A 25,427-nucleotide genomic window follows, 5' to 3' on the forward strand; every position below is an offset into this window, starting at 1 on the left:
CGTGACCGACCCCCTGCACCAGGAACTGCTCGCACTCGCCCAGGAGGCCGCCCACAAGGCCGGCGCCCTGCTGCGGGACGGCCGTCCGGCCGACCTCGCGGTCGCCGCCACCAAGTCCAGCCCCATCGACGTCGTCACCGAGATGGACATCGCGGCCGAGAAGCTGATCACCGACCTGATCTCCGAACAACGCCCGGACGACGGCTTCCTGGGCGAGGAGGGCGCCTCCGTCACGGGTACCAGCGGGGTCCGCTGGGTCATCGACCCGCTCGACGGCACGGTCAACTACCTCTACGGACTGCCCACTTGGTCCGTCTCCATCGCGGCCGAGCTGCACGGCGAGACCGTCGCCGGGGTCGTCGCGGTCCCGATGCGCGGCGAGACGTTCCACGCGGTGCTCGGCGGCGGAGCGTGGGCCACGGGCGCGTGGGAGGGCGAACGCAGGCTCGCGTGCCGTCCCGCGCCGCCCCTGGAGCAGGCGTTGATCTCGACCGGCTTCAACTACGTCACCGAGGTCCGTGCCCATCAGGCCGATGTGGCCCAGAAGTTGATCCCGCTGCTGCGTGACATCCGGCGGGGCGGCTCGGCGGCGGTCGACCTGTGCGATGTGGCCGCGGGGCGCCTGGACGGCTTCTACGAGCGGGGGTTGAACCCGTGGGACCTCGGCGCGGGGGACCTGATCGCCCGAGAGGCGGGCGCGTTGACCGGTGGACGCCCCGGAGAGCGCCCCGCACGCGATCTGGCGATCGCGGGCACCCCGGGCGTCTTCGAACCCCTCCAACGCCTCCTGGAGGACTTCGGCGCCTGGCACGACTGACGCCCACGAAATCAACGGCGAAAGCAGAGACCGACGGCGAGGGCCCACCAAGTCCCACTGTCCCCACGCGGGCGACCGAGCCCAAAGATGTGCGCGCGTGGGTGCCTGATCAACACCGGCCCACCTACGTGGCACCGACTCAACTCCGGCGCAGCTCCCCCGAAGTGAAGGAACGAAAGCAGCGGGACCCCGGCGCTGGATTCGCCGGGGTCCCGCTGTCCTGCTGGCTGCACTGATCAGACGCTCGTCGCGCCGACCTCCACACCGTGGTCGGCGGCCAGGCGGCGCAGGTCGTCGAGCTCGGCCTGTTCCACCTCGACGAGGAAGTCGTCGCCCTCGTCACGAGCCCGCGTCAGGTCGGTCTCGGTCGCCCTTATGCGCTGCAGAAGTCCTGCGGTGAATGCGTCCATGCTGCGCCCCCTCGTCCTGGGTCGTGGGTCGGGTGGCACGGGGGTGTGCCGTGGGAAGGGGCGATCACGTCTGCGGATGGGGTGCCCAGCGCTGCCCTGGCTGGGCGGCGACGGTGCCGGACACCCACGCCCGCTCTGCGGAAGCGGTTGGACGTACCACAAGGTGGCTTGCCACGTGCAGAGCGTGATCGCGGGGTGTAAAGCCGTCCTCCCCCCGCTCCCTTCCGTGGAAACCTCAACCCACCGAGAAAATCCCGCATTCCCGGGCCTCACACCTGACCTTCATCTCGCGCCGAGCCGCCTTACAGCCGACTTATGGCCGAAAAGGGCAGGATGGAGGTCACACAGCCACGAAGACCCTGCCCGCGTGCGCCCAGGCGCGCTACGCGGGTGGACAGAGGAAGGACAAGCGACGTGCGCGTACTCGTCGTCGAGGACGAGCAACTGCTCGCCGATGCGGTGGCCACCGGACTGCGCCGGGAGGCCATGGCCGTCGACGTCGTGTACGACGGTGCGGCCGCCCTGGAGCGCATCGGCGTCAACGACTACGACGTGGTCGTTCTCGACCGCGACCTCCCGCTCGTGCACGGCGACGACGTCTGCCGCAAGATCGTCGAGCTCGGCATGCCCACCCGTGTGCTGATGCTCACCGCGTCCGGCGACGTCAGCGACCGTGTCGAGGGCCTGGAGATCGGCGCCGACGACTATCTGCCCAAGCCCTTCGCGTTCAGCGAGCTGACGGCACGCGTGCGTGCCCTCGGCCGGCGCACCAGCGTGCCGCTGCCGCCCGTCCTGGAGCGCGCGGGCATCAAGCTGGACCCGAACCGCCGCGAGGTGTTCCGCGACGGCAAGGAAGTCCAGCTGGCGCCCAAGGAGTTCGCCGTCCTGGAGGTGCTGCTGCGCAGCGAGGGCGCCGTCGTCTCCGCGGAGCAGCTCCTGGAGAAGGCCTGGGACGAGAACACGGACCCGTTCACCAACGTGGTGCGCGTGACGGTCATGACGCTGCGCCGCAAGCTCGGTGAGCCCCCGGTCATCGTCACCGTCCCCGGTTCCGGATACCGGATCTGATCCACTGTGGCCACGACCCCCGCGCCTCCCCAGGCGCCCCCGAAGCCCACCTGGGACCCCAGAAGGCCCGAACCGCCGTTCCCCTGGCTGCGTCCCACCATCCGCATAAGGCTCACGCTGCTGTACGGCGGCATGTTCCTGATCGCCGGCATCCTGCTGCTGTCGATCATCTACCTGCTCGCCGCGCAGGCGCTGAACACGGGCAACGAACCACTGTTCAAGATCGTCGACGGCGAGTCGATCAAGGTCACCAGCGACAGCTGCTCCGCGGTGAACAACGCGAGCAACATCCCACTGGGCCAGTTCAACGCCGCGATCAGCGAGTGCATCGACCACCAGCGGCAGGCCGCCCTGGACAACCTCCTCAGCCGCTCGCTGCTGGCCCTGCTGGGGCTGGCCATCATCGCCTTCGCCTTCGGGTACGCGATGGCGGGCCGGGTGCTGTCCCCGCTCGGCCGGATCACCCGTACCGCCCGCGCGGTGGCCGGCTCGGACCTGTCCCGCCGGATCGAGCTGGACGGCCCGGACGACGAGCTGAAGGAACTCGCGGACACCTTCGACGAGATGCTGGAGCGGCTGCAGCGAGCCTTCACCGCACAGCAGCGCTTCGTAGGCAACGCCTCGCACGAACTGCGCACACCGCTCGCGATCAACCGCACGCTCCTGGAAGTGCATCTGTCCGATCCGGGCGCCCCGATGGAGCTGCAGCAGCTCGGCAAGACGCTGCTGGCCACCAATGAGCGCAGCGAGCAGCTCGTGGAGGGTCTGCTGCTGCTGGCCCGCAGCGACAACCAGATCGTCGAGCGCAAGCCCGTGGACCTCGCCGAGGTCGCCGAGCAGGCCGTCGACCAGGTGCACGCCGAGGCGGCCGCCAAGGGCGTGGTGATCCGCGGCGAGCAGAAACCCGCGGTCGTCCAGGGCAACGGCGTCCTGCTGGAGCGGATCGCCCTGAACCTGGTGCAGAACGCGGTGCGCTACAACGTGCCGGAGGACGGCTGGGTCGAGGTCACCACCGAGGTCCAGCACGGCCATGCGGTGCTGGTCGTCTCGAACACGGGTCCGGTGGTCCCGGCGTACGAGATCGACAACCTCTTCGAGCCCTTCAGACGGCTGCGTACGGAGCGGACGGGCAGCGACAAGGGGGTGGGCCTGGGGCTGTCGATCGCGCGGTCCGTGGCGCGGGCGCACGGTGGCCATATCTCGGCCCAGCCGCGCGAGGGGGGTGGACTCGTGATGCGAGTCACCCTGCCCATCTGAGATCATGTCGCCGACACACGAGGATGTTCGCTTTGCGCGGAATTTTCTGGCCGCTTCTCCGGCATTCCCGTGTGTGATCGATCACAAGCGCGATTTTCGGGCCTTCTACTCTCCGTGATCATGCACCCTGTCGGAAAGCCGGGAAAATCCGGGTTTTCGGGGGTCTTGATCACGGGAAGTACACGATGAGGTGCCTTTGAAGAGCGGCATTGGGACCGTGTACGGTCCCCTTCGCCATCCAAGCCGATCACTCTTGAGGGGTCCGGTTGGGTGTCGATTGAGTAACAGACCTTGATGTGAGGCAAAATCTCCGCCTCAGGTCGGGCACAAGTCCGGCCTCTCACGCGTTACGTGCGCTGGAGACACCGCAGACACCCAGAGGGGGAGAGCGACATGGCAACGGATTACGACACCCCACGCAAGACCGACGACGACGTCGACTCGGACAGCCTTGAAGAGCTCAAGGCGCGTAGGAACGACAAGTCGACTTCCGCAGTGGACGTCGACGAATTCGAGGCGGCCGAGGGCCTCGAACTGCCCGGAGCGGACCTCTCGAACGAAGAGCTGGCCGTCCGGGTGCTGCCCAAGCAGCAGGACGAGTTCACTTGCATGAGCTGCTTCCTGGTGCACCACCGCAGCCAGCTGGCCCGCGAGAAGAACGGCCAGCCGATCTGCCGCGACTGCGACTGAGGCGGGGTCGGCCGTGACTGGCTCGACCCCACCCTGGAAGCGCCGCTCCCGCCGGCCGGGAGCGGACGAAGGGCCGACAGACGGTCCTCATGGCGCGCGTGACGACGAGCGGGGCTCATCCGAACAGGGATCAGCCTCGCTCGAACCGGCGGCCGACCGGGCTGACCTCCCGGTGCCCGCCGACGTTCCCGCAGCCGCCCCCGTCGCCAAACGGCGGGTGGCGGTCATCCGGGACAAGGCCAAGGAAGGCGTCCGTAAGGGCGGCAGCCGGGCCAGGGCCGGTCTGGCGTACCTCGCCGACCGGATCATCGACATCGCCCCGCGGATCCCCGTACGGGACCTCGAGGCGCTTCGGCGGCAGTTCCCGGGCCTCGCCCCCGAGCAGCTCGCCGACAGACTGGTGGCGGGCGCGGCGAACGCGACGTCGACCGTCGGCGCGGGCATCGGCGCCGCGGCGATGCTGCCCGTACCCCCGGCCATGCCCACCGAACTGGCGGCCGAGATCACCGGCGTGGCCGCGATCGAGCTGAAGCTGATCGCCGAGCTGTACGAGGTCTACGGCGTCCGTCCGCCCGGCGACCTCCGGCAGCGCAGCGTCGCGTATCTGAACTCCTGGTCCGGAGAGCGCGGTATCGACGTGACCAAGCCGTCGACCATGAGCGCCGCGCTGAACGGCCACATGAAGCGCGAACTGCGCCAGCAGATCATGAAACGCATGGTCCGCGACCTGCCGAACCTGATGCCCTTCATGGTCGGCGCCGCCGTCGGAGCGGTCATGAACCGCCGGGACACCAGGAAACTCGCCGAGCGCATCCGCAAGGACCTGCGCAAGGCCCAGGTCCCGTGGGACGCGCTGCCCGAACTGCCGCCGCTGGAGACCCCGCCGGACCCGCTCCGGATGGGTGAGATCCCGAAGGAACTCGGTCGCTGAAAAGGGTCTAGGCGGCTGCCGCGCGGGCGCTCTTCAGGGCCTCCGCCAGCCGCTCCGGCTCACGGGTCGACAGATACAGGTACGGCGTCGGGTCGTCCGGGTCGGTGACCTCGACGCGCAGCGCCCGCGGGATGTAGGAGCGCAGCAGCAGGAACGCGCGGGTGTCGGCCTTGTAGGTGCGCCAGGCGCGGGCCTCCTCCGGGTCCAGGACCTCCGCCTCGCCCAGGGCCGTCACCGGGATCTTCGCCTCGCCCGCGATCAGTTGGTCGCCCACGATCCGGATGCGGAGCGAGCCGTAGGCGCTGGCCATGACGGATGCCGCCGCGGTGCCGCCGACCAGGCCGCCGAGCAGCGGCAGCGTGCCGAAGGGCAGCATGATCAGGGCGAAGGAGACGCCCACCAGGAACGAGATGAACCACCACGAACGGGGTGCGGTCAGGCGCTCGTCGTAGGGGGAGGCGGAAAGCTGCATGGTGCCAAGCTTGGCACGGTGTCCGGAAGCCACCGACGCGCGGGTAAGGTCTGCGGCTGTGAGTGGTACTTCTCCAGCTCTTAAGCCTCCGTCCGACGCCCTGAAACCGGTGCGGCACCCTGACGCGCCCGCGCCGGGTGAGCTGCTCGGTGCGCACTACGAACAGTGTTTCGGGTGTGGCGGCGACCAGCCGCACGGGCTGCACCTGGAGGCGCGGGCCGGTGAGGGCGTCACCGTCACCGCCGAGTTCACCGTGCGGGCCGCCCACCAGGGCGCCCCGGGCCTCGCGCACGGCGGAGTGCTCGCCAGCGCGCTGGACGAGACCCTCGGCTCGCTGAACTGGCTGCTGCGGACGATCGCGGTGACCGGCCGCCTGGAGACCGACTTCGTCCGGCCGGTGCCCGTGGACACCGTGCTGTACCTGGAGGCCGAGGTGACGGCCGTGGCAGGCCGGAAGATCTACTCGACGGCCACCGGACGCATCGGCGCTCCCGACGGGCCCGTGGCCGTGCGCGCCGACGCCCTCTTCATCGAGGTCAAGGTCGACCACTTCATCGACAACGGCCGCCCGCAGGAGATCCGGGCCGCCATGGACGACCCGGACCAGGTCCGGCGTACCCGTGCCTTCGAGGTGAACCCGTGAGCAGTGCCCGCAGTCCCCTGGACGTACTGATCCGGCGCGTCGACCCCGACGTACCGCTTCCGTCGTACGAGCACCCCGGTGACGCGGGAGCCGATCTGCGGACCACCGAGAGCCGGGAACTGAAGCCGGGGGAGCGGGCCGTGCTGCCCACGGGGGTGTCTGTCGCGCTCCCGGAGGGGTACGCAGCTTTCGTGCACCCTCGTTCGGGGCTCGCCGCCCGCTGCGGTGTCGCCCTCGTGAATGCCCCAGGGACGGTTGATGCCGGGTACCGTGGGGAGATCAAGGTGATCGTGGTGAATCTCGACCCGTACGAGTCGGTACGGTTCGAGCGCTTCGACCGGATCGCCCAACTGGTCGTCCAGCAGGTCGAGAGGGTCCGCTTCCAGGAGGTGGCGGAGCTTCCCGGTTCGGCGCGGGCCGAGGGGGGCTTCGGGTCCACCGGCGGTCACGCCGCCGTGGGCGGCACTACGGGTGGGAATCGATACGCTTCGGTCGTATCCGACCGGGAAGGACAGTGACGTGTTCGGACGTCGCAAGAAGGGCACTGCCGCCGAGGACGCGGCGAGCGAGGCCGAGCAGGTCGTCGACGACGTCGACACTGGGGCGGACGAAGCAGCGGTCGAGCGCGTGAGGCTCGAACCGGAGCCCCGCCCCGACGGACCCTGGGACGACTCGGAGATCGGCGACCCCGCCGAGGGCCGGGTGGACCTGGGCGGTCTGTTCGTGCCGGGAGTCGACGGCATGGAGCTGCGGGTCGAGGTCGCGGGTGACGCGATCGTCGCCGCCACCGTGGTCCTCAAGGACAGTGCCATCCAGTTGCAGGCCTTCGCCGCTCCCAAGCGCGAGGGCATCTGGGGTGAGGTCCGCGAGGAGATCGCCAGCGGCATCACCCAGCAGGGCGGCATCGTCGACGAGGTCGAGGGGCCGCTGGGCTGGGAGCTGCGCGCGCAGGTCCCGGTGCAGCTGCCGGACGGCACGGGCGGCTTCCAGGTGGTGCGGTTCGTCGGTGTGGACGGTTCGCGCTGGTTCCTGCGCGGGGTGATCTCCGGGCAGGGCGCGGTGCAGCCGCAGGCGGCCGGTCTGCTGGAGCAGATCTTCCGGGACACGGTCGTCGTGCGCGGCGAGGGCCCGATGGCGCCCCGCGACCCGATCGTCCTGAAGCTGCCGAACGACGCCCAGATGGTTCCCGAGGGTGTCCAGCAGGAGGAGGCGGGTTCCCGCTTCTCCGGCGGCATGGGCCAGTTGCAGCGCGGACCGGAGATCACCGAGGTCCGCTAGCCGGAACAGACAGCCACGAAAGGGCCGTACCCCTCCCCGGGGTGCGGCCCTTCGTCGTGCGCGCACTCTTGACGGTGCATTGGTCTGTACCTATGGTCTCGGCTCAACGCCCCGGTTCATCAGGGTGCTCTTTGTTCACATACGAGAACGGAGTCACCGTGCGCCGCGCTGCCCTGCTCTCCGTCGTCACCGCGCTGGTCCTGGGCTTCTTCGCCCAGCCCGGCGCCACCGTCACCGCTCAGGCGGCCCCCGCCACCTTCGTCCATCCCGGAGTCGACGTCTCCAGGAGTCAGTTGGACTTCGCCCGCACCGAGGTCCTCGCCGGCGCCCAGCCCTGGAAGGGCGCCTACGACCAGATGATGGCCAGCTCCTACGCAAGCCTGAGCCGGACCCCGAAGCCCAGGGCCGTCGTCGAGTGCGGCTCGTACTCCAACCCCAACTACGGCTGCACCGACGAGCGCGAGGACGCGATAGCGGCCTACACCGACGCGCTCGCCTGGTACATCACCAAGGACGCGCGCTACGCCCAGAAGGCCATCGGGATCATGGACGCCTGGTCGGCCACGATCACCAGCCACACCAACAGCAACGCGCCCCTCCAGACCGGCTGGGCCGGCTCCTCCTGGCCCAAGGCCGCCGAGATCATCAAGTACACGTACACCGGGACGTGGACCAACTCGGCCCGCTTCGCGACCATGCTGCGCAACGTCTACCTCCCCGAGATCATCAACGGCTCCAATTCCAACGGGAACTGGGAGCTGACGATGATGGACGCCGCGATCGGCATCTCCGTCTTCCTGGAGGACAGGACGTCGTACGACAAGGCCATGGCGCTCTTCCGGACGCGCACGGCCGCGTACATCTACCTCGCCTCGGACGGTTCCGTACCGAAGACCGTGCCGAGCCAGAACCTCAACACCACGGCGAAGATCGTCAGTTACTGGCAGGGCCAGTCGACCTTCGTCACCGGCCTCACCCAGGAGACGTGCCGCGACTTCACGCACACCGGGTACGGCCTCTCCTCGATCTCGCACGTCGCCGAGACCAGCCGGATCCAGGGCACCGACCTGTACGGCACCGACGTGGGCGAGCGGCTGCGGCAGGCGCTCGGGTTCCAGGCCAAGTACCAGCTCGGGACTGCCGTGCCGAGCTGGCTGTGCGGCGGGTCGCTGACCCTCGGGCTCGGGCCGGTCACCGAGGTCGGCTACAACGCCCTGCACAACCGTCTGGGCATCGCCATGACCAACACCCAGACGCTCACGCTCGACAACCGCCCGGCCGGCACCAACAACCTCTTCGTGGCCTGGGAGACCCTCACGCACGGCGACAACCCCAACTGAACAGCGTCTGATCCCGATGCCCGTGCGGTGCTGTACGGGCATCAGGGTTGCGTCAAAGACGTCCCGGACCAGGCTCGCCACCCCATTTGTCGGACTTATTGGCCGTAAAGTCGACGCTGCGTACACGTGCGTGACGGGAAGACAATGGGGCCATGGGACGCGGCAAGCTTCGGATCTACCTCGGTGCGGCACCGGGCGTCGGCAAGACGTACGCCATGCTGTCCGAGGCCCACCGCAGGGTGGAGCGGGGCACCGACTGCGTGGTCGCCTTCGTGGAGCACCACGACAGGGCCCGCACCGAGGTGATGCTGCACGGCCTGGAGCAGGTCCCGCGCGTGGAGCTGGCCTACCGGGGGACCGTCTTCACCGAGATGGACGTCGACGCGGTGCTGCGCCGGGCCCCCGCCGTCGCCCTGGTGGACGAACTCGCCCACACCAACATCCCCGGCTCCCGCAACACCAAGCGCTGGCAGGACATCGAGGAGCTGCTCGCGGCCGGCATCGACGTGGTGTCGACCGTCAACATCCAGCATCTGGAGTCCCTGGGCGACGTCGTCGAGTCGATCACCGGGGTCCGCCAGCAGGAGACCGTGCCGGACGAGGTCGTGCGCCGGGCCGACCAGATCGAGCTCGTCGACATGTCGCCACAGGCGCTACGGCGGCGGATGGCGCACGGCAACATCTACAAGCCGGACAAGGTCGACGCGGCCCTCTCGAACTACTTCCGCCCCGGAAACCTCACCGCACTAAGGGAGTTGGCCCTCCTGTGGGTGGCCGACCGGGTCGACGAGTACCTCCAGGAGTACCGCAGCGAACACCACGTCTCGGCGATCTGGGGTTCCCGCGAGCGGATCGTCGTAGGGCTGACCGGCGGCCCCGAAGGACGGACGCTGATACGGCGGGCCGCGCGGCTCGCCGAGAAGGGGGCCGGCGGTGAGGTGCTGGCCGTCTACATCTCCCGCAGCGACGGCCTGACCTCGGCCTCCCCGAAGGAACTCGCCCTCCAGCGCACCCTCGCCGAGGACCTCGGCGGCACCTTCCACCACGTCGTCGGCGACGACATCCCGGCCGCGCTGCTCGACTTCGCGCGCGGGGTGAACGCCACGCAGATCGTCCTCGGCTCCTCGCGGCGCAAGACCTGGCAGTACGTCTTCGGGCCGGGAGTGGGCGCCACGGTCGCCCGCGAGTCCGGGCCCGACCTGGACGTCCACATCGTCACCCACGAGGAGGTCGCCAAGGGGCGCGGACTGCCGGTCTCCCGGGGCGCGCGGCTCGGGCGGGCCCGGATCGTCTCGGGGTGGGTGGTCGGTGTGGTGGGGCCGGTCGGGCTCGCGTTCCTCCTGAACGCGATCCACCTCGGACTCGCCAACGACATGCTGCTGTTCCTGTCCCTGACGGTGGCGGCGGCACTGCTCGGCGGGCTGCTGCCGGCGCTGGTCTCGGCGGCCGTCGGATCGTTCCTGCTGAACTACTACTACACGCCCCCGCTGCACCGGCTGACCATCGCCGACCCCAAGAACATCGTCGCCATCGCGATCTTCGTCGGCGTCGCCGTGTCCGTGGCCTCCGTGGTGGACCTCGCCGCGCGACGCACCCAGCAGGCCGCCAGGCTGCGCGCCGAGTCCGAGATCCTGTCCTTCCTCGCGGGCAGCGTGCTGCGCGGCGAGACCAGCCTGGAGGCCCTCCTGGAGCGGGTCCGGGAGACCTTCGGCATGGAGTCGGTCGCCCTGCTGGAGCGCAAGAGCGACGTGGACCCCTGGACCTGCGCGGGCCGGGTCGGTGTGGGGGCGCCGCTGGAGCGGCCCGAGGACGGCGATGTGGACATGCCGGTCGGCGACCACATGGCCCTCGCGCTGACCGGCCGTGTGCTGCCCGCCTCCGACCGCCGGGTCCTGGCAGCCTTCGCCGCCCAGGCAGCCGTCGTACTGGACCGCAGGCGCCTGCGTGAGGAGGCCGACCAGGCTCGCGCGCTCGCCGAGGGCAATCGCATCCGTACGGCCCTGCTGGCGGCCGTGAGCCACGATCTGCGGACCCCGCTGGCCGGCATCAAGGCGGCCGTGTCGAGTCTGCGCTCCGACGACGTGGCGTGGTCCGAGGAGGACCAGGCCGAGCTGCTGGAGGGCATCGAGGACGGCGCCGACCGGCTCGACCACCTCGTGGGCAACCTGCTCGACATGTCCCGCCTCCAGACCGGCACGGTCACGCCGATCATCCGCGAGATAGACCTCGACGAGGTCGTCCCGATGGCGCTCGGCGGGGTCCCCGAGGGCAGCGCCGAACTCGACATCCCGGAGACGCTGCCCATGGTGGCCGTCGACCCAGGGCTGCTGGAGCGGGCGGTGGCCAACCTGGTCGAGAACGCGGTCAAGTACAGCCCGCCCGGCGAAACCGTCCTGGTGTCCGCCAGCGCCATCGCCGACCGCGTCGAGGTACGCGTGGTCGACCGCGGCCCGGGAGTCCCCGACGAGGCCAAGGACCGCATATTCGAGCCCTTCCAGCGCTACGGCGATGCCCCGCGCGGCGCCGGAGTCGGCCTCGGCCTCGCCGTGGCGCGCGGCTTCACCGAGGCGATGAACGGCACCCTGAACGCCGAGGACACGCCCGGTGGCGGCCTCACCATGGTCCTCACGCTCCGCGCGGCGAAAGGTGCCGTAGAAGGCGCGCATGACGTGTACGACGTACAACCGGAAAGGCAGGCCTCATGACCAGGGTCCTCGTGGTCGAGGATGAGCCGCAGATCGTGCGGGCCCTCGTGATCAACCTCAAGGCGCGGAAGTACGAGGTCGACGCGGCCGCCGACGGCAAGACCGCCCTCGACCTCGCCGCCTCCCGCCACCCCGACGTGGTCGTCCTCGACCTGGGGCTGCCCGACATGGACGGCGTCGAGGTGATCCGGGGGCTGCGCGGCTGGACCCGGGTGCCGATCCTCGTGCTGTCCGCCCGGCACTCCTCCGACGAGAAGGTCGAGGCGCTGGACGCGGGCGCCGACGACTACGTCACCAAGCCCTTCGGCATGGACGAGCTGCTCGCCCGGCTGCGGGCCGCCGTGCGCCGGGCCGAGCCCACCGGGGGCGGCGAGGATGACGTCCTGGTCGAGACCGAGGAGTTCACCGTCGACCTGGCCGCCAAGAAGGTCCAGCGGGACGGGCGGGACGTACGGCTGACCCCCACGGAGTGGCATCTGCTGGAGGTGCTGGTGCGCAACACCGGGCGGCTGGTCAGCCAGAAACAGCTCCTCCAGGAGGTGTGGGGGCCGTCGTACGGGACCGAGACGAACTACCTCCGCGTCTACATGGCGCAGCTGCGGCGCAAGCTGGAGACGGACCCCGCGCATCCCCAGCACTTCATCACGGAGCCCGGGATGGGCTACCGGTTCGAGCGTTGACGACGTGGGTACGTTGCTGTCGGTGGACCCCGGTACGCTTCAGATATGAGCGCTGTACCTCGTTCCGAAAAGCCGGCGGGCCGGTTCCGGCGCATGCTCGACCGGCTCTCCACCTCGCAGGAGGACCTGGAGTCGGAGGAGCTGCGTGAGGACGCCGAGACCGAGGGCTGTGTGCGGATCGGCGACTGCCACGACCGACAGATCGTGACGGTTACTGGTACCTTGCGCACGGTCACGCTGCGCCCCCGGGCCGGTGTCCCGGCCCTGGAGGCCGAGCTGTTCGACGGCTCCGCCGCCCTGGACGTGGTGTGGCTCGGCAGGCGCTCCATCGTGGGGATAGAACCGGGGCGCAAGCTGATCGCGTCCGGCCGGATCTCGATGAGCAGAGGCCGCCGGGTGCTCTTCAACCCGAAATACGAACTGAGACCCCTCGGACGGGAGTAGCCGGTGACGTCGCTCGACAAGCCGACCACAGAGACCGTGGACGCCGAAGACAGCGAGCAGGATGTCCGGGCGGTGACCGAGGCGGCCCTCTTCGAGGCGTTCGGCGGACTGCGCGGCATGATCGAAACGGTCCTGCCCGGCCTGCTCTTCGTCAGCATCTTCACCGTCAACAAGAACCTGCACTGGTCCGCGATCGCCGCGCTGGCGCTGGCGCTGGGCCTGGTCGTGGTCCGGCTGGTGAGCCGGGACACCGTCAAGCACGCCTTCAGCGGTGTCTTCGGTGTCGCCTTCGGTGTCGTCTTCGCGATGATGACGGGCAACGCCAAGAACTTCTACCTCCCCGGCATGCTCTACACGCTGGGCCTGGCCCTGGCGTACATCATCACGACCCTCGCCGGCGTCCCGCTGATCGGCCTGATCCTGGGCCCGGTCTTCAAGGAGAACCTCTCCTGGCGGACCCGCAACCCCGGCCGCAAGAAGGCCTACGCGAAGGCCAGTTGGGCCTGGGGCCTGATCCTGCTCGCCAAGTGCGCGATCCTCTTCCCGCTCTACTGGTGGGCCAACACGGCCCAACTCGGCTGGGTCCTGGTCGCGTTGAAGATCCCGCCCTTCCTCCTCGCCGTCTGGCTCACCTGGGTCTTCCTCGCGAAGGCGCCCGCGCCGATCGACGTGTTCGCGGAGATGGAGGCGGAGGAGCAGGCCGAGAAGGACCGCAAGGCGGCGGCCGAGGCCACCGGCGAGACACAGGACGCCACGTCGGGACGGCACCGGCGCGACGCATAACCCCCCGATACTCCGCTACGACGAAGAGGGCGCCCTGAGATCTCAGGGCGCCCTCTTCGTCGTAGAACCGATCAGCTCGCCGCGTCCTCCCGGCGTACCGACAGCAGATCCTCCAGCTGCTCCTCGCGCGCCTGAGCCGCCACGAACAGCAGCTCGTCGCCCGCCTCCAGGGAGTCCTCGCGGGTCGGGGTCAGGACGCGGGTGCCGCGGATGATCGTGACCAGGGACGTGTCCTCGGGCCACTCCACGTCGCCGACCTGGGTCCCCGCGAGGGCGGACTCCTCGGGGAGGGTCAGCTCGACGAGGTTCGCGTCGCCGTGGCTGAAGCGGAGGAGGCGGACCAGGTCGCCGACCGAGACCGCCTCCTCGACCAGGGCCGACATCAGGCGGGGGGTGGAGACGGCCACGTCGACGCCCCAGGACTCGTTGAAGAGCCACTCGTTCTTGGGGTTGTTGACGCGGGCGACGACGCGCGGGACGCCGTACTCCGTCTTCGCGAGGAGGGAGACGACGAGGTTGACCTTGTCGTCTCCGGTCGCGGCGATCACGACGTTGCAGCGCTGGAGCGCCGCCTCGTCCAGGGACGTGATCTCGCAGGCGTCGGCCAGCAGCCACTCCGCCTGGGGGACCCGCTCGACCGAGATCGCGGTCGGGGCCTTGTCGATGAGAAGGATCTCGTGACCGTTCTCCAACAGCTCACCGGCGATCGAACGTCCGACCGCGCCGGCTCCGGCAATGGCGACCCTCATCAGTGACCGCCCTCCTCTTCGGGACCCTTGGCGAACGCCGCCTCGACCTTGTCGACCTCGTCCGTACGCATCATCACGTGCACGAGGTCGCCCTCCTGCAACACGGTCTGCGAAGAGGGCAGCATCGCCTCGCCGAGACGGGTGAGGAACGCCACGCGGACGCCCGTCTCCTCCTGAAGCTTGCTGATCCGCTGGCCGACCCAGGCGGCCGAGGCGTGCACCTCGGCGAGCTGGACCCCGCCGGTGGGGTCCCGCCACAGCGGCTCCGCGCCCGAGGGCAGCAGCCGGCGCAGCATCTGGTCGGCGGTCCAGCGGACCGTGGCCACGGTGGGGATGCCCAGACGCTGGTAGACCTCGGCACGGCGGGGGTCGTAGATACGGGCCGCTACGTTCTCCACGCCGAACATCTCGCGGGCCACGCGCGCCGAGATGATGTTCGAGTTGTCACCGCTGGAGACGGCCGCGAACGCGCCCGCCTCCTCGATGCCCGCTTCGCGCAGCGTGTCCTGGTCGAAGCCGACCCCGGTGACCCGGCGGCCGCCGAATCCCGGGCCCAGCCGACGGAAGGCGGTGGGGTCCTGGTCGATCACGGCGACCGTGTGCCCCTGTTGCTCCAGGGTCTGGGCGAGAGCGGAACCCACTCTGCCGCAGCCCATGATGACGATGTGCACGACCGTCCTTCCGGTGTCCTGAAATCAATGCTCAGCCCCATCAGGGTCTCAGACCGAGGCCAAAGTACACACGTCCGGTCCTTTGGGGGCACCCCTGTGCGTCAGCGGCGGCCGATGCTGCGCACGCTGGCCCGGGTCAGGATTCCGAGGCCGACGAGGGCGGCCAGGGCGCCGATCAGCTCTGCGGTCGAGGGCATGGAACCTCCAGGAGGCGGCGGGAGCGGGGTTTTGTCATATAGACACGGAGTCGGCGCTCTCGACGGAATCCGCAACTCCGCTCGTCCCTTATTTCACTCGTGAGGCAGATGACAGGGCTCAGGCAGGTGGCGAGTAGAGGATCGCCTGTTCGAAGGCCTACGATCCCCTGTTGTGTCCAAACTGACCGACGTGCCCAAGCGCATCCTCATCGGGCGCGCACTGCGCAGCGACCGGTTGGGCGAAACGCTCCTGCCGAAGCGCATCGCGCTCCCCGTCTTCGCTTCCGACCCGCTGTCCTCCGTCGCGTACGCGCCCGGCGAGGTGCTGCTGGTCCTCTCCATCGCGGGCGTGTCGGCCTATCACTTCAGCCCCTGGATCGCGGTCGCGGTCGTGGTGCTGATGTTCACCGTGGTCGCCTCCTACCGGCAGAACGTCCACGCCTACCCCAGCGGCGGCGGCGACTACGAGGTGGCCACCACCAACCTCGGCCCCAAGGCCGGCCTCACCGTCGCCAGCGCCCTGCTGGTCGACTACGTCCTCACCGTCGCCGTCTCGATCGCCTCCGGCATCGAGAACCTCGGCTCCGCGATCCCCTTCGTGGTCGAGCACAAGGTGATCTGCGCGGTCGCCGTCGTGGTGCTCCTCACGCTGATGAACCTGCGCGGGGTGAAGGAGTCCGGTTCGCTGTTCGCGATCCCGACGTACGTTTTCGTCGCGGGCGTCTTCGTCATGATCGCGTGGGGTGCCTTCCGCGGACTCGTCCTCGGCGACACCATGCGCGCGCCGACCGCGAGTTACCACATCAAGGCCGAGCACCAGGGCCTCGCGGGCTTCGCGCTGGTCTTCCTGATGCTGCGCGCCTTCTCCTCCGGCTGCGCCGCGCTCACCGGCGTCGAGGCGATCTCCAACGGCGTCCCGGCCTTCCGCAAGCCGAAGTCGAAGAACGCGGCGACCACCCTCGCGGCGATGGGCATCCTGGCCGTGACGATGTTCTGCGGAATCATCGCGCTGGCCATGACGACCAAGGTCCGCATGGCCGAGAACCCGGCCACCGACCTCCTCCACAACGGCGTCGCGATCGGCTCCGGCTATGTCCAGAACCCGGTGATCTCCCAGGTCGCCGAGGCCGTGTTCGGCAAGGGCAGCTTCCTGTTCGTCGTCCTCGCCGCGGCCACCGCGCTGGTCCTGTTCCTGGCCGCCAACACGGCGTACAACGGCTTCCCGCTCCTCGGCTCGATCCTCGCCCAGGACCGCTACCTCCCGCGCCAGCTGCACACCCGCGGCGACCGCCTGGCCTTCTCCAACGGCATCGTGCTGCTGGCCGGCACGGCCACCCTGCTGATCGCGATCTACGGCGCCGACTCGACCCGGCTGATCCAGCTCTACATCGTCGGCGTGTTCGTGTCGTTCACCCTCAGCCAGACCGGCATGGTCCGGCACTGGAACCGCCACCTCGCCACCGAGAAGGACCAGGCCAAGCGCCGTCACATGGTCCGCTCGCGCGCGATCAACACGTTCGGCGCGTTCTTCACGGGTCTCGTCCTGGTCGTCGTCCTGGTCACGAAGTTCACCCACGGCGCCTGGGTGGCGCTGCTCGGCATGTGCATCTTCTACGCCACGATGACCGCGATCCGTAAGCACTACGACCGGGTCGCCGAGGAGATCGCGGCCCCCGAGGGCCCCAGCGACGACAGCCTCCGCCCCTCCCGCGTCCACTCGGTCGTCCTGATCTCCAAGATCCACCGCCCGGCGCTGCGGGCCCTGGCCTACGCCAAGTTGATGCGCTCGGACACCCTGGAGGCGCTCAGCGTCAACGTGGACCCGGCCGAGACCAAGGCGCTGCGCGAGGAGTGGGAGCGGCGCGGGATCGACGTACCGCTGAAGGTGCTGGACTCGCCGTACCGGGAGATCACGCGGCCGATCATCGAGTACGTGAAGGGGCTGCGGAAGGAGTCGCCGCGGGACGCGGTGTCCGTGATCATCCCCGAGTACGTGGTCGGGCACTGGTACGAGCACCTCCTCCACAACCAGAGCGCACTCCGACTGAAGGGCCGGCTGCTCTTCACGCCGGGCGTGATGGTGACGTCGGTGCCGTACCAGCTGGAGTCCTCCGAGGCGGCGAAGAACCGCGCCCGCAAGCGGCAGGAGTGGAGCGCGCCGGGTGCGGTGCGGCGGGGTCCTGCGGAGGAGCGGCACACCGAGTCCCCGAAGTCCAAGCTGTAGCCGGGACGGCTTTGTGGTGAGCGGTCGGGCAGGGCCCACGTAGACTGGTGGGCTGTTGTCCGGCCGTTCCCCCTTTGACGTTGTGGAGTCACCCCGCCATGCAGGCAGAACCGAAGAAATCGCTGGTGGGGGAGGAGTACGAGGTCGAGGTGGGCCCCGTCGCCCATGGCGGGCACTGCATCGCCCGTACGGCCGAGGGCCAGGTGCTGTTCGTCCGGCACACGCTGCCCGGTGAGCGTGTGGTCGCGCGGGTCACCGACGGCGAGGAGGGCGCGCGGTTCCTGCGGGCCGACGCGGTGACCGTCCTGGAGGCGTCCAAGGACCGGGTCGAGGCGCCCTGTCCGTACGCCGGTCCGGGTCGCTGCGGCGGCTGCGACTGGCAGCACGCGAAGCCCGGCGCCCAGCGTCGCCTCAAGGGCGAGGTCATCGCCGAGCAGTTGCAGCGGCTCGCGGGGCTCACGCCCGAGGAGGCCGGCTGGGACGGCACGGTGATGCCGGCCGAGGGCGACAAGCTGCCCGCAGGTCAGGTCCCGCAGTGGCGCACGCGCGTGCAGTACGCGGTGGACGTCGACGGCAACGCCGGTCTGCGCAAGCACCGTTCGCACGAGGTCGAGCCCATCGAGCACTGCATGATCGCGGCGCCGGGCGTCAGCGAGCTGGGCATCGAGGAGCGCGACTGGTCCGGCATGGCCTCGGTCGACGCGATCGCGGCGACGGGTTCCCAGGACCGCATGGTCATCCTGGAGCCCCGTCCCGGCGCCCGCCTGCCCCTGGTCGAACTCGAACGCCCCGTCTCCGTCATGCGCGTCGAGGAGCACGACGGCGGCATCCACCGCGTCCACGGCCGCGCGTTCGTCCGCGAGCGGGCCGACGGCCGTACGTACCGCGTCGGCAGCGGCGGCTTCTGGCAGGTCCACCCGATGGCCGCGGACACCCTCGTCAAGGCGGTCATGCAGGGCCTGCTCCCGCGCAAGGGCGACATGGCCCTCGACCTGTACTGCGGCGTCGGCCTCTTCGCCGGCGCGCTCGCCGACCGCCTCGGCGACAAGGGCGCGGTCCTCGGCATCGAGTCCGGCAAGCGCGCGGTCGAGGACGCGCGGCACAACCTCGCCGGGTTGGAGCGGGTGCGGATCGAGCAGGGGAAGGTCGAGAGCGTGCTCCCGAAGACGGGGATCAGCGAGGTCGATCTGATCGTCCTCGACCCGCCGCGCTCGGGGGCCGGCAAGAAGACCGTGGAGCACCTGTCGTCGCTGGGGGCGCGGAAGATCGCGTATGTGGCGTGCGATCCGGCGGCGTTGGCGCGGGACCTGGGGTACTTCCGGGACGGGGGGTATCGGGTGCGGACGTTGCGGGCGTTCGATCTTTTTCCGATGACTCATCACGTGGAGTGCGTGGCGATTCTGGAGCCGGTCGCGAAGAGCTCCTGAGCTCCTGAGCAGCATTTTTTGTGCGCGCATCGGGTGCGGTGTGGGGGTCCCGGGCGATGTCCCGACGCCGAAATGATCAGGTTCCAATCCTCTCGCGCCGACCCCGACCTCCGCTCCCGCGGAAGTTCCGCGGTGGGAGGTCGGGCCGGTCTCACACCGAGAACTCGCGTATCACCGTGTTCCGGAACACCGCGCTGCCCCCGATCGTGAACAGCGCGAGCCGGGTGTCCAGCACGTACGGGAACACCTGGCTGGTGTGCACGTAGCGGCCGTCGTCGACGAACATCTCCACCGATGTGCGGTCGACCAGGATGCGCAGCTTCACCGTGCCGGCGGACGGGGCGAACGGTGTGTGGCTCTCCTGCCACTTGCCGGACGTGTCCGCGTTCACCGTGCCTCGTCGGTTGAGGAAGGCGTAGTCGGCGTAGATCCCGGCGTCGATGTGCCGGCCGCCGTCGGGTGAGCGCCTCAACTGGAGGCCCGCGCCGGTGAGTTGGGACCACGTGATCTCGGTCGTCACCTCGTAGGAGATACCGGTGTAGTCGAGCACCTTCGTGCCGTCCACGGTCACGTCGCCCAGGTTCACGGTGCGGGAGACATGCGAGTCGAGGCCGGCGACGGGCTGGGAGGCGAGGTAGTAGGAGTTGTCGGACGCCTTCTTCAGGGTGATCTCGCGGACGACGGAGTCGGTGCCGTTGAAGCCGTCGCAGTCGATGGTGGGGGTCGTGTTGGCGTAGTCCCAGTTGTTCACCCACCCGATCGCGTACCGGGCGGCCGCGTCCACCGCGCCGCTCGCGTTCCGCTTCTCGAAGGTGACGGCGGCGTACCAGTCCCAGCCGTGGTCGAGCCACTGCGGGTCACTCGTGTCAGCGGTGAACGCGCTGCCGTCGAAGGAACCCGTCCAGTAGGCGTACGTGTTGGGCAACCCGGATGCCTTTCCGTTGGCGCTCGCGCCCAGCACCCACTTCACGGTGCCGTCGCCGGCGGTGATGCGGAACAGGTCGGGGCACTCCAGGACACCGATGCCGTCGTGGACGAAACCGCCCACGTACGTCCAGGACTTGAGGTCGTCGGAGTGGTAGAAGCCGATCTTGTCGTTCTCGGCGAGGGCCATCACCCAGCGGCCCCGGTCCTCGTCGCGGATCACCTTGGGGTCGCGGAAGTCGGCGACGCCGGGGTTGGGCAGGACGGGGGCGGTCCCGTAGTTGGTGAAGGTGAGACCGCCGTCGGTCGAGTAGTACAGGAACTGCGCCTGCTGGTCGGCCCCGTCGCCGGGGGACATGGTGACGATGACGACGACCGCGCCCGCGCCGAACCCGGCCGTGTTGCCGGTGTCGACCACCGCGGAGCCCGACCAGAGATCGCCGTTGGACGTGGTGTCCTTGGGCGCGGCGACCCCGCGGTCGGTGAAGGAGACCAGGTCCGTGGTGGTGGCCAGGCGCCACGCGGTGCCGACGGCACCGGTGAAGTAGTCGGCGTTGTAGAGGTAGTAGTAGCGGTACTCGCCGTCGATCCAGACGGGCCGCTGCGGGTCGTTCTTCCACTGGTCGGGGACCGTGAAGTGGTACGCGGCGCGGTAACTCGCCCCGCTCACCGCGGACTTGGCGGCGCCCTCGGCCTTGGGCCGGTGCTTCGGGGCGGCCGCGGCCGTTCCGGCGGACAGCAGCGCGGCGGCCGTGCCCGCCGCCGATCCCGCGAACAGTGATCTCCTGGAGATCCCTGACGACGAGCCTGATGACGTCCCGGATGAAGTCCCTGATGAAATCCGTGATGAAGTCCCCGATGTTCCGGGCATGACGCATCGTTCCTCTCGTGCGGCTCCTGCGAACGAGGACTGTAGACCTAACTCGATAAAGGTCAAGGGGCCTAACCCGATAAAGGTCGCGCGTTCACGACCCTTGACAGGCCTGCCGCCCGGTTCCCATCATCTGGGCATCACCCCTGAACTAACACGAGTTAGGCCCGTTGATGACTGACTCGCACATCCCCCGCCGCACGCTGCTGCGGTACGGCGCGTACGGGGCCGGAGCAGCCGCCCTGGCCGGGACCGCCGCGAGCTGGGACCGGCTCACGGGAGCCGACATCCCCGGCCGTGACGACGGCTCCCTCGTCGTCGCCACCCTCGGCGCCGCCTTCGACCCGGCCACCATCGACGCCCTCACCCGGGGCTTCCACCGGCTCCACCCCGACATCCCGCTGCGGGTGAACGCGGTGCAGGCCGTCGACTGGTCGGACTTCTTCGCGAAGATCCTCACCCAGATCGCCGCGGGCACCGCCCCCGACCTGGTGTATGTGGCCACCGAGGGCGTGCAGTTGTTCGCCCAGCGGCTCGGCGTGGCCCTGGACCACTGGGTGCGGCGGGACGCGGCGGAACTGCGCGAGTACTTCGCCGACGTCCACCCCTCGCTGGTGGAGTCGATGATGTACGAGGGGCACCTCTACCAACTCCCGATGGAGTTCAACGCCGCCGACATGTACCTGAACAAGCAGGTGCTGAAGCGGGCGGGCGCCGGCTTCCCGGCGGCCGACTGGAGCCGCGACGACTTCACCGCGCTGCTGCGGGAGATGAAACGCACCAGCGGGGCGCACTTCACGCCGTACTTCTGGACCAACCGGCTGTGGGGCGGCGTGGTCCCCTGGCTCTTCGCGAACGGCACGAACCTGCTGAAGGAGTCGAAGGCGCCCGGCGGTTCCTGGCTGTGGGACGGCTTCTACCCGGCCGCCGACCGACAGGGGCGCGGCGGTGGCTTCCGCTGGAGCACCCCGCAGGCCACCGCCGACCGGGTCGAGGAGGCGTACGACTATCTCGCCTCCCTCGTCCAGGAGGACCTGTGCACCCGGCCCGAGGGCGGCAACGGCAGCAATCTGGTCGGCGTGTTCTCCACCGGCCGCGTCGGCGTCACCCCGGCGGGCGGCTTCTGGGCGGGCGGCCTGCAACAGGCCGGCATGCGGGCCGACGGCTACGACGTGCAGTACTTCCCGCGCTGGCGCACCCAGCGCCACCAGTTCGGCGCGGCGGGCTACGCGCTGCTGCGCACCTCGAAGAAGCAGGAAGCCGCCTGGGAGTTCATCAAGTACGCGGCCCGCAAGGACACCATGACCCGGCTGTTCCGGAGCAACCAGACGACCCCGGCCCGCCGTTCGATGCTGAACGCCGCACGCTACGCCGAGAGCGGCCCGGCCCACTGGCGGGTCTTCTACGACACCCTCGACAAGTTTCCCGACACCGGCCCGATCCCCGCGCCGCCGCAGGTCGCCGAGGTGACCGACGTCCTGCTCAAGTACACCGGCACCGCGCTGGCCTCGCCGCGTGCGGTGGGCCCCGCGCTGCGCCGGATGCAGGGCGACCTGGAGCAGGCCATGGAGCGTGAGATATGACGAACACCCAGGTCCCCAACTCCCCGGTTCCGTCCCTCCGTTCGCGGCCCGCCACGCCACCCGCCGTCGTACGGCCGTCCGTCCGCGACCGCGGCTCCCGGCTGCTGGCCGGGCTGTTCCTGGCGCCCACGGTCGTCGGCATCGTCGTCTTCACGGTCGTGCCGATCATCGGGTCGATCGTGCTGAGCCTGTTCCACTGGAACGTGATCGACCCGCCCCGGTTCGCCGGCGGCGCCAACTACCGCACCACCTTCACGGATTCGACCGTCCTGGTCTCCTTCCGCAACACGCTCCTCTTCATGATTCTCGCGGTCACGCTGCAACTGCTGGTCGCGCTGTCGCTGGCACTCGCGCTGAACGCGCGGATGCCGGTGTGGCTGCGGTCGCTGTTCCGTTCGGCCTTCTTCTTCCCCCTGGTGCTGTCCGCCGCGTCCATCTCGGTGGTGATGAAGTACCTGTTCAACCAGGACTTCGGGGTGGTGAACTGGCTGATCGGCCTGGTCGGCGTCGCCCCCGTGCCCTGGCTGACCTCCGAGCACGCGGCGATGGCCACGGTGGTCCTGGTCTACGTCTGGCAGCAGTTCGGTTTCTCGTTCCTGCTGTTCGTCGGGGGCCTGAACAACATCCCCAAGGAGATCCACGAGGCCGCCGCCCTCGACGGCGCGACCGGCCTGCGCAAGCACCTCGGGATCACGCTGCCGCTCCTGTCGCCGACGCTGCTCGTCGCGTCGGTGGTCGGCATCATCAATGCCCTCCAGGTCTTCGAACAGCCCTACGTCCTCACCGACGGCGGGCCCGGCGACGCCACCCGCACCGTCGTGATGGTGATCTACGAGCGGGCCTTCGAGCAGCTCGACTTCGGCGAGGCATCCGCGGTGGGCACGCTGCTCTTCGCGCTGATCATGGCGGTCACCGCCCTCCAGTTCCGGCTCAGCCGGCGTTTCGTCCACTACCAGTGAGCCGGTGAGCCGCATGAGCGCTGTGAGCCAAGCAACCCCGACCCTGAAAACGACCCCGACTCTGAACCGCGTACGTCACTCACTCGCCCCCTGGGCCCGGATCGCCACCCTGACCGTGTGCGCCCTGCTGACACTCGGCCCGGTCATCTGGACCGTCTCCACCTCGCTGCGCACGCCGGCCCAGTCCTTCGACCTGCCTCCGCAGATCATCCCCACGCACCCGACGACCGCCGCCTACCGCGGGGTCTTCGATCAGATCGACGTGTGGCTGCTCGCCCTGAACTCCACGCTGGTGACGGCGTTGATCGCCGTCGGCCAGATGATCACGGCGGGCCTCGCCGGATACGCCTTCGCGCGCATGGAGTTCCGTTTCAAGAGGCCGCTCTTCGGCCTGGTCCTGGCGACCATGATGGTGCCGTTGCAGGTCACGATCGTGCCGGTGTTCCTGGTGCTGAAGTCGATGGGCCTCACCGACACGCTTCTCGGCCTGATCGTCCCGGCCTTCCCGACGGCCTTCGGCACGTTCCTGATGCGCCAGTACTTCCTCGGTATGCCCAAGGACCTGGGCGAGGCGGCCATGCTGGACGGTGCGGGGCCCTGGCGGATCTTCCGCTCGGTGTACGCGCCGCTGGCCGCGCCCGGCCTGGCGATCGTCGGCGTACTGGCCTTCAACTACCACTGGAACGAGTTCTTCCGCCCACTCATCCTGGAGACCTCCAGCCAGAACTACACGCTTCCGCTGGGTCTGGTCTCCCTCCAGGGCAACCTCGGCACCGGCTCGATCTCCGTCGTCCTCGCCGGTGTCGTGCTCTCGATGCTCCCCGCCCTCGCCGTGTTCGTCGTCGGCCAGCGCCCTCTGCGTGAGGGCATCACCTCGGCAGGAGTCAACCGTTGAGCCATGACCCCAACGCACCGCGTTTCAGGGTCCGTCCGCCCGCCGGCTGGATCAACGACCCCAATGGGCCGTTCCGTTGGCGGGACCGCTACCACCTCTTCTACCAGCACAACCCCGACGCACCGGTGCACGCGAACGTCCACTGGGGTCATGCCTCCAGCACCGACCTCGCGCACTGGGAGCACCATCCGATCGCGCTCACCCCGACGCCCGGCGGCCCCGACGAGGCGGGCTGCTGGTCGGGCTGCGTGACCGACGACGCGGGCACACCGACCGCCGTGTACACGGGAGTTGACCGTACCCACACCGGACTCGGCACCATCTGCCTGGCGCGGGCGGCCGACCCCGACGACGAGCGACTGACCGAGTGGAAGCCACTGCCGACCCCGGTGGTGGCCGGTCCGCCCCCCGGCCTGGACCCCCCGGCCTGGACGTGGTGATGTTCCGCGACCCGTTCGTCTTCCACCACGCGGACCGGCGCTGGGCCCTCGTCGGCGCCGGCCACGCCGACGGCACACCATCGGTCCTGCTCTACGACTGCGACGACCTGACCGACTGGCGGTTCGCCGGTGTGCTGCTGGACGGCAACGACCCTGTGGCCGCGGCCGTGTTCGGCGACAAGTCGGTGGGCTGGGAGTGCCCGCACCTGTACCGGACGGCGGCCGGCGACCACGTACTCCTGGTGTCCCTGTGGGACGGAGACCCCTGCTCCACCGGATATTTGACGGGTCGTCTGGAGCCCGACAGCGAGGGCGAGTTGCGGTTCGTCACGCGCACCGGCGGCCGACTCGACCAGGGCCGGGACTTCTACGCCCCCGCCGTGCTCCAGGAGCCGGACCGCGCACTGCTGTGGGGCTGGTCGTGGGAGCCCCGCGAGCAGGAGGAGCTGGACCGGGCCGGATGGGCGGGCGTACTCACGGCGCCCCGGGTGGTCGACGTCCACCCCGACGGTTCACTACGTGTGACCCCGGCCCCGGAACTCGAACTGCTGCGCCCGGCCGACCCGTTCGTCACGGCACCGGGCCGGGTCCCGCTTCCCTCCGCCTACGACCTGACGGTCACCGCCCGCGAACCGACCACGGTGAGCCTGCTCCGGGACGCGTCGGGCCGAGAGCTGACGGTCTGTGCGGACCCCGCCTCGGGAACCGTCGTCCTCGACCGCAGCGCCTGGCCCCGGACCGGCAGGGAAGGCTCCGCCCCGATCACCGTGCACGTGCCGAAGGGCCCGGAACTCGCGCTCCGCCTGCTCATCGACGGCTCGCTCCTCGAACTCTTCGTCACGGACCGGGCGATGATCACCGAGCGCGTCTACCGGCGTCCTGAGGACATCGCGGAGTTGGTCGTCGATGGGGCGGGGGCCCGGGTCATCGGGTGGGCGCTGGACCCGGGGAGTCGCGGCTGATCACGGG

The 25,427-nt window shown here is 69.6% G+C and carries 23 protein-coding genes and 1 pseudogene; 19 read left to right on the plus strand and 5 right to left on the minus strand.

Annotated features, from left to right (window positions below; all coding sequences use genetic code 11):
* Position 1: 1 nt before the first annotated feature.
* Positions 2–817 carry an inositol monophosphatase family protein gene (locus tag JHN63_RS10195; protein WP_200678975.1) on the plus strand — a complete coding sequence of 272 codons (816 nt, stop codon included), beginning with the start codon at positions 2–4 and terminating at the stop codon, positions 815–817.
* Between the two features lie 236 nt (positions 818–1,053).
* Here JHN63_RS10195 and JHN63_RS10200 read toward each other — a convergent pair whose 3' ends face one another.
* Complete coding sequence (locus JHN63_RS10200) at positions 1,054–1,227, minus strand: hypothetical protein (protein ID WP_019061061.1); 174 nt, start codon at positions 1,225–1,227, stop codon at positions 1,054–1,056.
* 414 nt (positions 1,228–1,641) lie between these two features.
* Between JHN63_RS10200 and JHN63_RS10205 the strand changes: the two genes are divergently transcribed.
* From JHN63_RS10205 to JHN63_RS10220, 4 genes are all read left to right on the plus strand, one after another.
* Complete coding sequence (locus JHN63_RS10205) at positions 1,642–2,295, plus strand: response regulator transcription factor (protein WP_010983842.1); 654 nt, start codon at positions 1,642–1,644, stop codon at positions 2,293–2,295.
* Between the two features lie 6 nt (positions 2,296–2,301).
* On the plus strand, positions 2,302–3,552 hold the full coding sequence (locus tag JHN63_RS10210) for a HAMP domain-containing sensor histidine kinase (protein ID WP_200678976.1): 1,251 nt from the start codon (positions 2,302–2,304) through the stop codon (positions 3,550–3,552).
* A gap of 393 nt (positions 3,553–3,945) precedes the next feature.
* A complete protein-coding gene (locus JHN63_RS10215; protein ID WP_005481602.1) occupies positions 3,946–4,242 on the plus strand; it encodes a DUF4193 domain-containing protein in 297 nt (98 codons plus the stop codon).
* A gap of 13 nt (positions 4,243–4,255) precedes the next feature.
* Complete coding sequence (locus tag JHN63_RS10220) at positions 4,256–5,173, plus strand: hypothetical protein (protein ID WP_200678977.1); 918 nt, start codon at positions 4,256–4,258, stop codon at positions 5,171–5,173.
* Between the two features lie 7 nt (positions 5,174–5,180).
* Here the strand turns inward: JHN63_RS10220 and JHN63_RS10225 are convergent, their stop codons facing one another.
* Positions 5,181–5,645, minus strand: coding sequence for a DUF3093 domain-containing protein (locus JHN63_RS10225; protein ID WP_200678978.1), 465 nt, complete (start codon positions 5,643–5,645; stop codon positions 5,181–5,183).
* Positions 5,646–5,703: 58 nt separating this feature from the next.
* Here JHN63_RS10225 and JHN63_RS10230 point away from each other — a divergent pair, with 58 nt between their 5' ends.
* From JHN63_RS10230 to JHN63_RS10265, 8 genes are all read left to right on the plus strand, one after another.
* Positions 5,704–6,288, plus strand: coding sequence for a PaaI family thioesterase (locus JHN63_RS10230; protein WP_200678979.1), 585 nt, complete (start codon positions 5,704–5,706; stop codon positions 6,286–6,288).
* Positions 6,285–6,806: a dUTP diphosphatase gene (gene dut, locus JHN63_RS10235; protein ID WP_200678980.1), complete on the plus strand. Its 522-nt coding sequence runs from the start codon at positions 6,285–6,287 to the stop codon at positions 6,804–6,806. The genes JHN63_RS10230 and dut overlap by 4 nt, the downstream gene beginning before the upstream one ends.
* A 1-nt stretch (position 6,807) precedes the next feature.
* Positions 6,808–7,566 (plus strand): DUF3710 domain-containing protein, encoded by a 759-nt coding sequence (locus JHN63_RS10240; RefSeq protein ID WP_200678982.1) that lies wholly within the window; start codon positions 6,808–6,810, stop codon positions 7,564–7,566.
* A gap of 158 nt (positions 7,567–7,724) precedes the next feature.
* On the plus strand, positions 7,725–8,906 hold the full coding sequence (locus JHN63_RS10245) for an alginate lyase family protein (RefSeq protein ID WP_307781864.1): 1,182 nt from the start codon (positions 7,725–7,727) through the stop codon (positions 8,904–8,906).
* A 152-nt stretch (positions 8,907–9,058) separates the two neighbouring features.
* The gene (locus JHN63_RS10250; RefSeq protein WP_200678986.1) at positions 9,059–11,611 is read left to right on the plus strand and encodes a sensor histidine kinase KdpD; all 2,553 of its coding nucleotides are present in this window, start codon (positions 9,059–9,061) and stop codon (positions 11,609–11,611) included.
* A complete protein-coding gene (locus JHN63_RS10255) occupies positions 11,608–12,291 on the plus strand; it encodes a response regulator (protein WP_200678988.1) in 684 nt (227 codons plus the stop codon). Before JHN63_RS10250 ends, JHN63_RS10255 begins: the two co-directional genes overlap by 4 nt.
* A gap of 45 nt (positions 12,292–12,336) precedes the next feature.
* A complete protein-coding gene (locus tag JHN63_RS10260) occupies positions 12,337–12,735 on the plus strand; it encodes an OB-fold nucleic acid binding domain-containing protein (protein ID WP_200678990.1) in 399 nt (132 codons plus the stop codon).
* A 3-nt stretch (positions 12,736–12,738) separates the two neighbouring features.
* Positions 12,739–13,518: a DUF3159 domain-containing protein gene (locus JHN63_RS10265; protein WP_200678992.1), complete on the plus strand. Its 780-nt coding sequence runs from the start codon at positions 12,739–12,741 to the stop codon at positions 13,516–13,518.
* A 71-nt stretch (positions 13,519–13,589) separates the two neighbouring features.
* Here JHN63_RS10265 and JHN63_RS10270 read toward each other — a convergent pair whose 3' ends face one another.
* Entirely contained in the window at positions 13,590–14,267 is a 678-nt protein-coding gene (locus JHN63_RS10270) for a TrkA family potassium uptake protein (protein ID WP_200678994.1), read from the minus strand.
* Entirely contained in the window at positions 14,267–14,938 is a 672-nt protein-coding gene (locus JHN63_RS10275) for a TrkA family potassium uptake protein (RefSeq protein ID WP_033283949.1), read from the minus strand. The genes JHN63_RS10270 and JHN63_RS10275 overlap by 1 nt, the downstream gene beginning before the upstream one ends.
* Positions 14,939–15,307: 369 nt before the next feature.
* On the opposite strand from JHN63_RS10275, the gene JHN63_RS10280 reads away from it, so the two are divergent.
* Together JHN63_RS10280 and JHN63_RS10285 are read left to right on the plus strand one after the other, a co-directional pair.
* The gene (locus JHN63_RS10280) at positions 15,308–17,359 is read left to right on the plus strand and encodes an APC family permease (RefSeq protein ID WP_200678996.1); all 2,052 of its coding nucleotides are present in this window, start codon (positions 15,308–15,310) and stop codon (positions 17,357–17,359) included.
* A gap of 98 nt (positions 17,360–17,457) precedes the next feature.
* Positions 17,458–18,786, plus strand: coding sequence for a class I SAM-dependent RNA methyltransferase (locus JHN63_RS10285; protein WP_200678998.1), 1,329 nt, complete (start codon positions 17,458–17,460; stop codon positions 18,784–18,786).
* 151 nt (positions 18,787–18,937) lie between these two features.
* Here JHN63_RS10285 and JHN63_RS10290 read toward each other — a convergent pair whose 3' ends face one another.
* On the minus strand, positions 18,938–20,581 hold the full coding sequence (locus JHN63_RS10290; protein WP_234476399.1) for a GH32 C-terminal domain-containing protein: 1,644 nt from the start codon (positions 20,579–20,581) through the stop codon (positions 18,938–18,940).
* A 173-nt stretch (positions 20,582–20,754) separates the two neighbouring features.
* Between JHN63_RS10290 and JHN63_RS10295 the strand changes: the two genes are divergently transcribed.
* The 4 genes and pseudogenes from JHN63_RS10295 to JHN63_RS10310 all read left to right on the plus strand — a co-directional run bounded on the left by JHN63_RS10295 (position 20,755) and on the right by JHN63_RS10310 (position 25,420).
* On the plus strand, positions 20,755–22,164 hold the full coding sequence (locus JHN63_RS10295; RefSeq protein ID WP_200679001.1) for an extracellular solute-binding protein: 1,410 nt from the start codon (positions 20,755–20,757) through the stop codon (positions 22,162–22,164).
* Positions 22,161–23,123 (plus strand): carbohydrate ABC transporter permease, encoded by a 963-nt coding sequence (locus tag JHN63_RS10300; RefSeq protein WP_200679003.1) that lies wholly within the window; start codon positions 22,161–22,163, stop codon positions 23,121–23,123. Before JHN63_RS10295 ends, JHN63_RS10300 begins: the two co-directional genes overlap by 4 nt.
* A 13-nt stretch (positions 23,124–23,136) precedes the next feature.
* Positions 23,137–24,018, plus strand: a complete 882-nt coding sequence (locus JHN63_RS10305; protein WP_200679005.1) for a carbohydrate ABC transporter permease — start codon at positions 23,137–23,139, stop codon at positions 24,016–24,018.
* Positions 24,015–25,420 (plus strand): annotated as a pseudogene (locus tag JHN63_RS10310) (glycoside hydrolase family 32 protein). The gene JHN63_RS10305 and the pseudogene JHN63_RS10310 overlap by 4 nt, the downstream one beginning before the upstream one ends.
* Positions 25,421–25,427: the final 7 nt, after the last annotated feature.

The sequence above is a fragment of the Streptomyces sp. MBT65 genome, from assembly GCF_016612545.1.
In the GTDB taxonomy this organism is placed as follows: domain Bacteria; phylum Actinomycetota; class Actinomycetes; order Streptomycetales; family Streptomycetaceae; genus Streptomyces.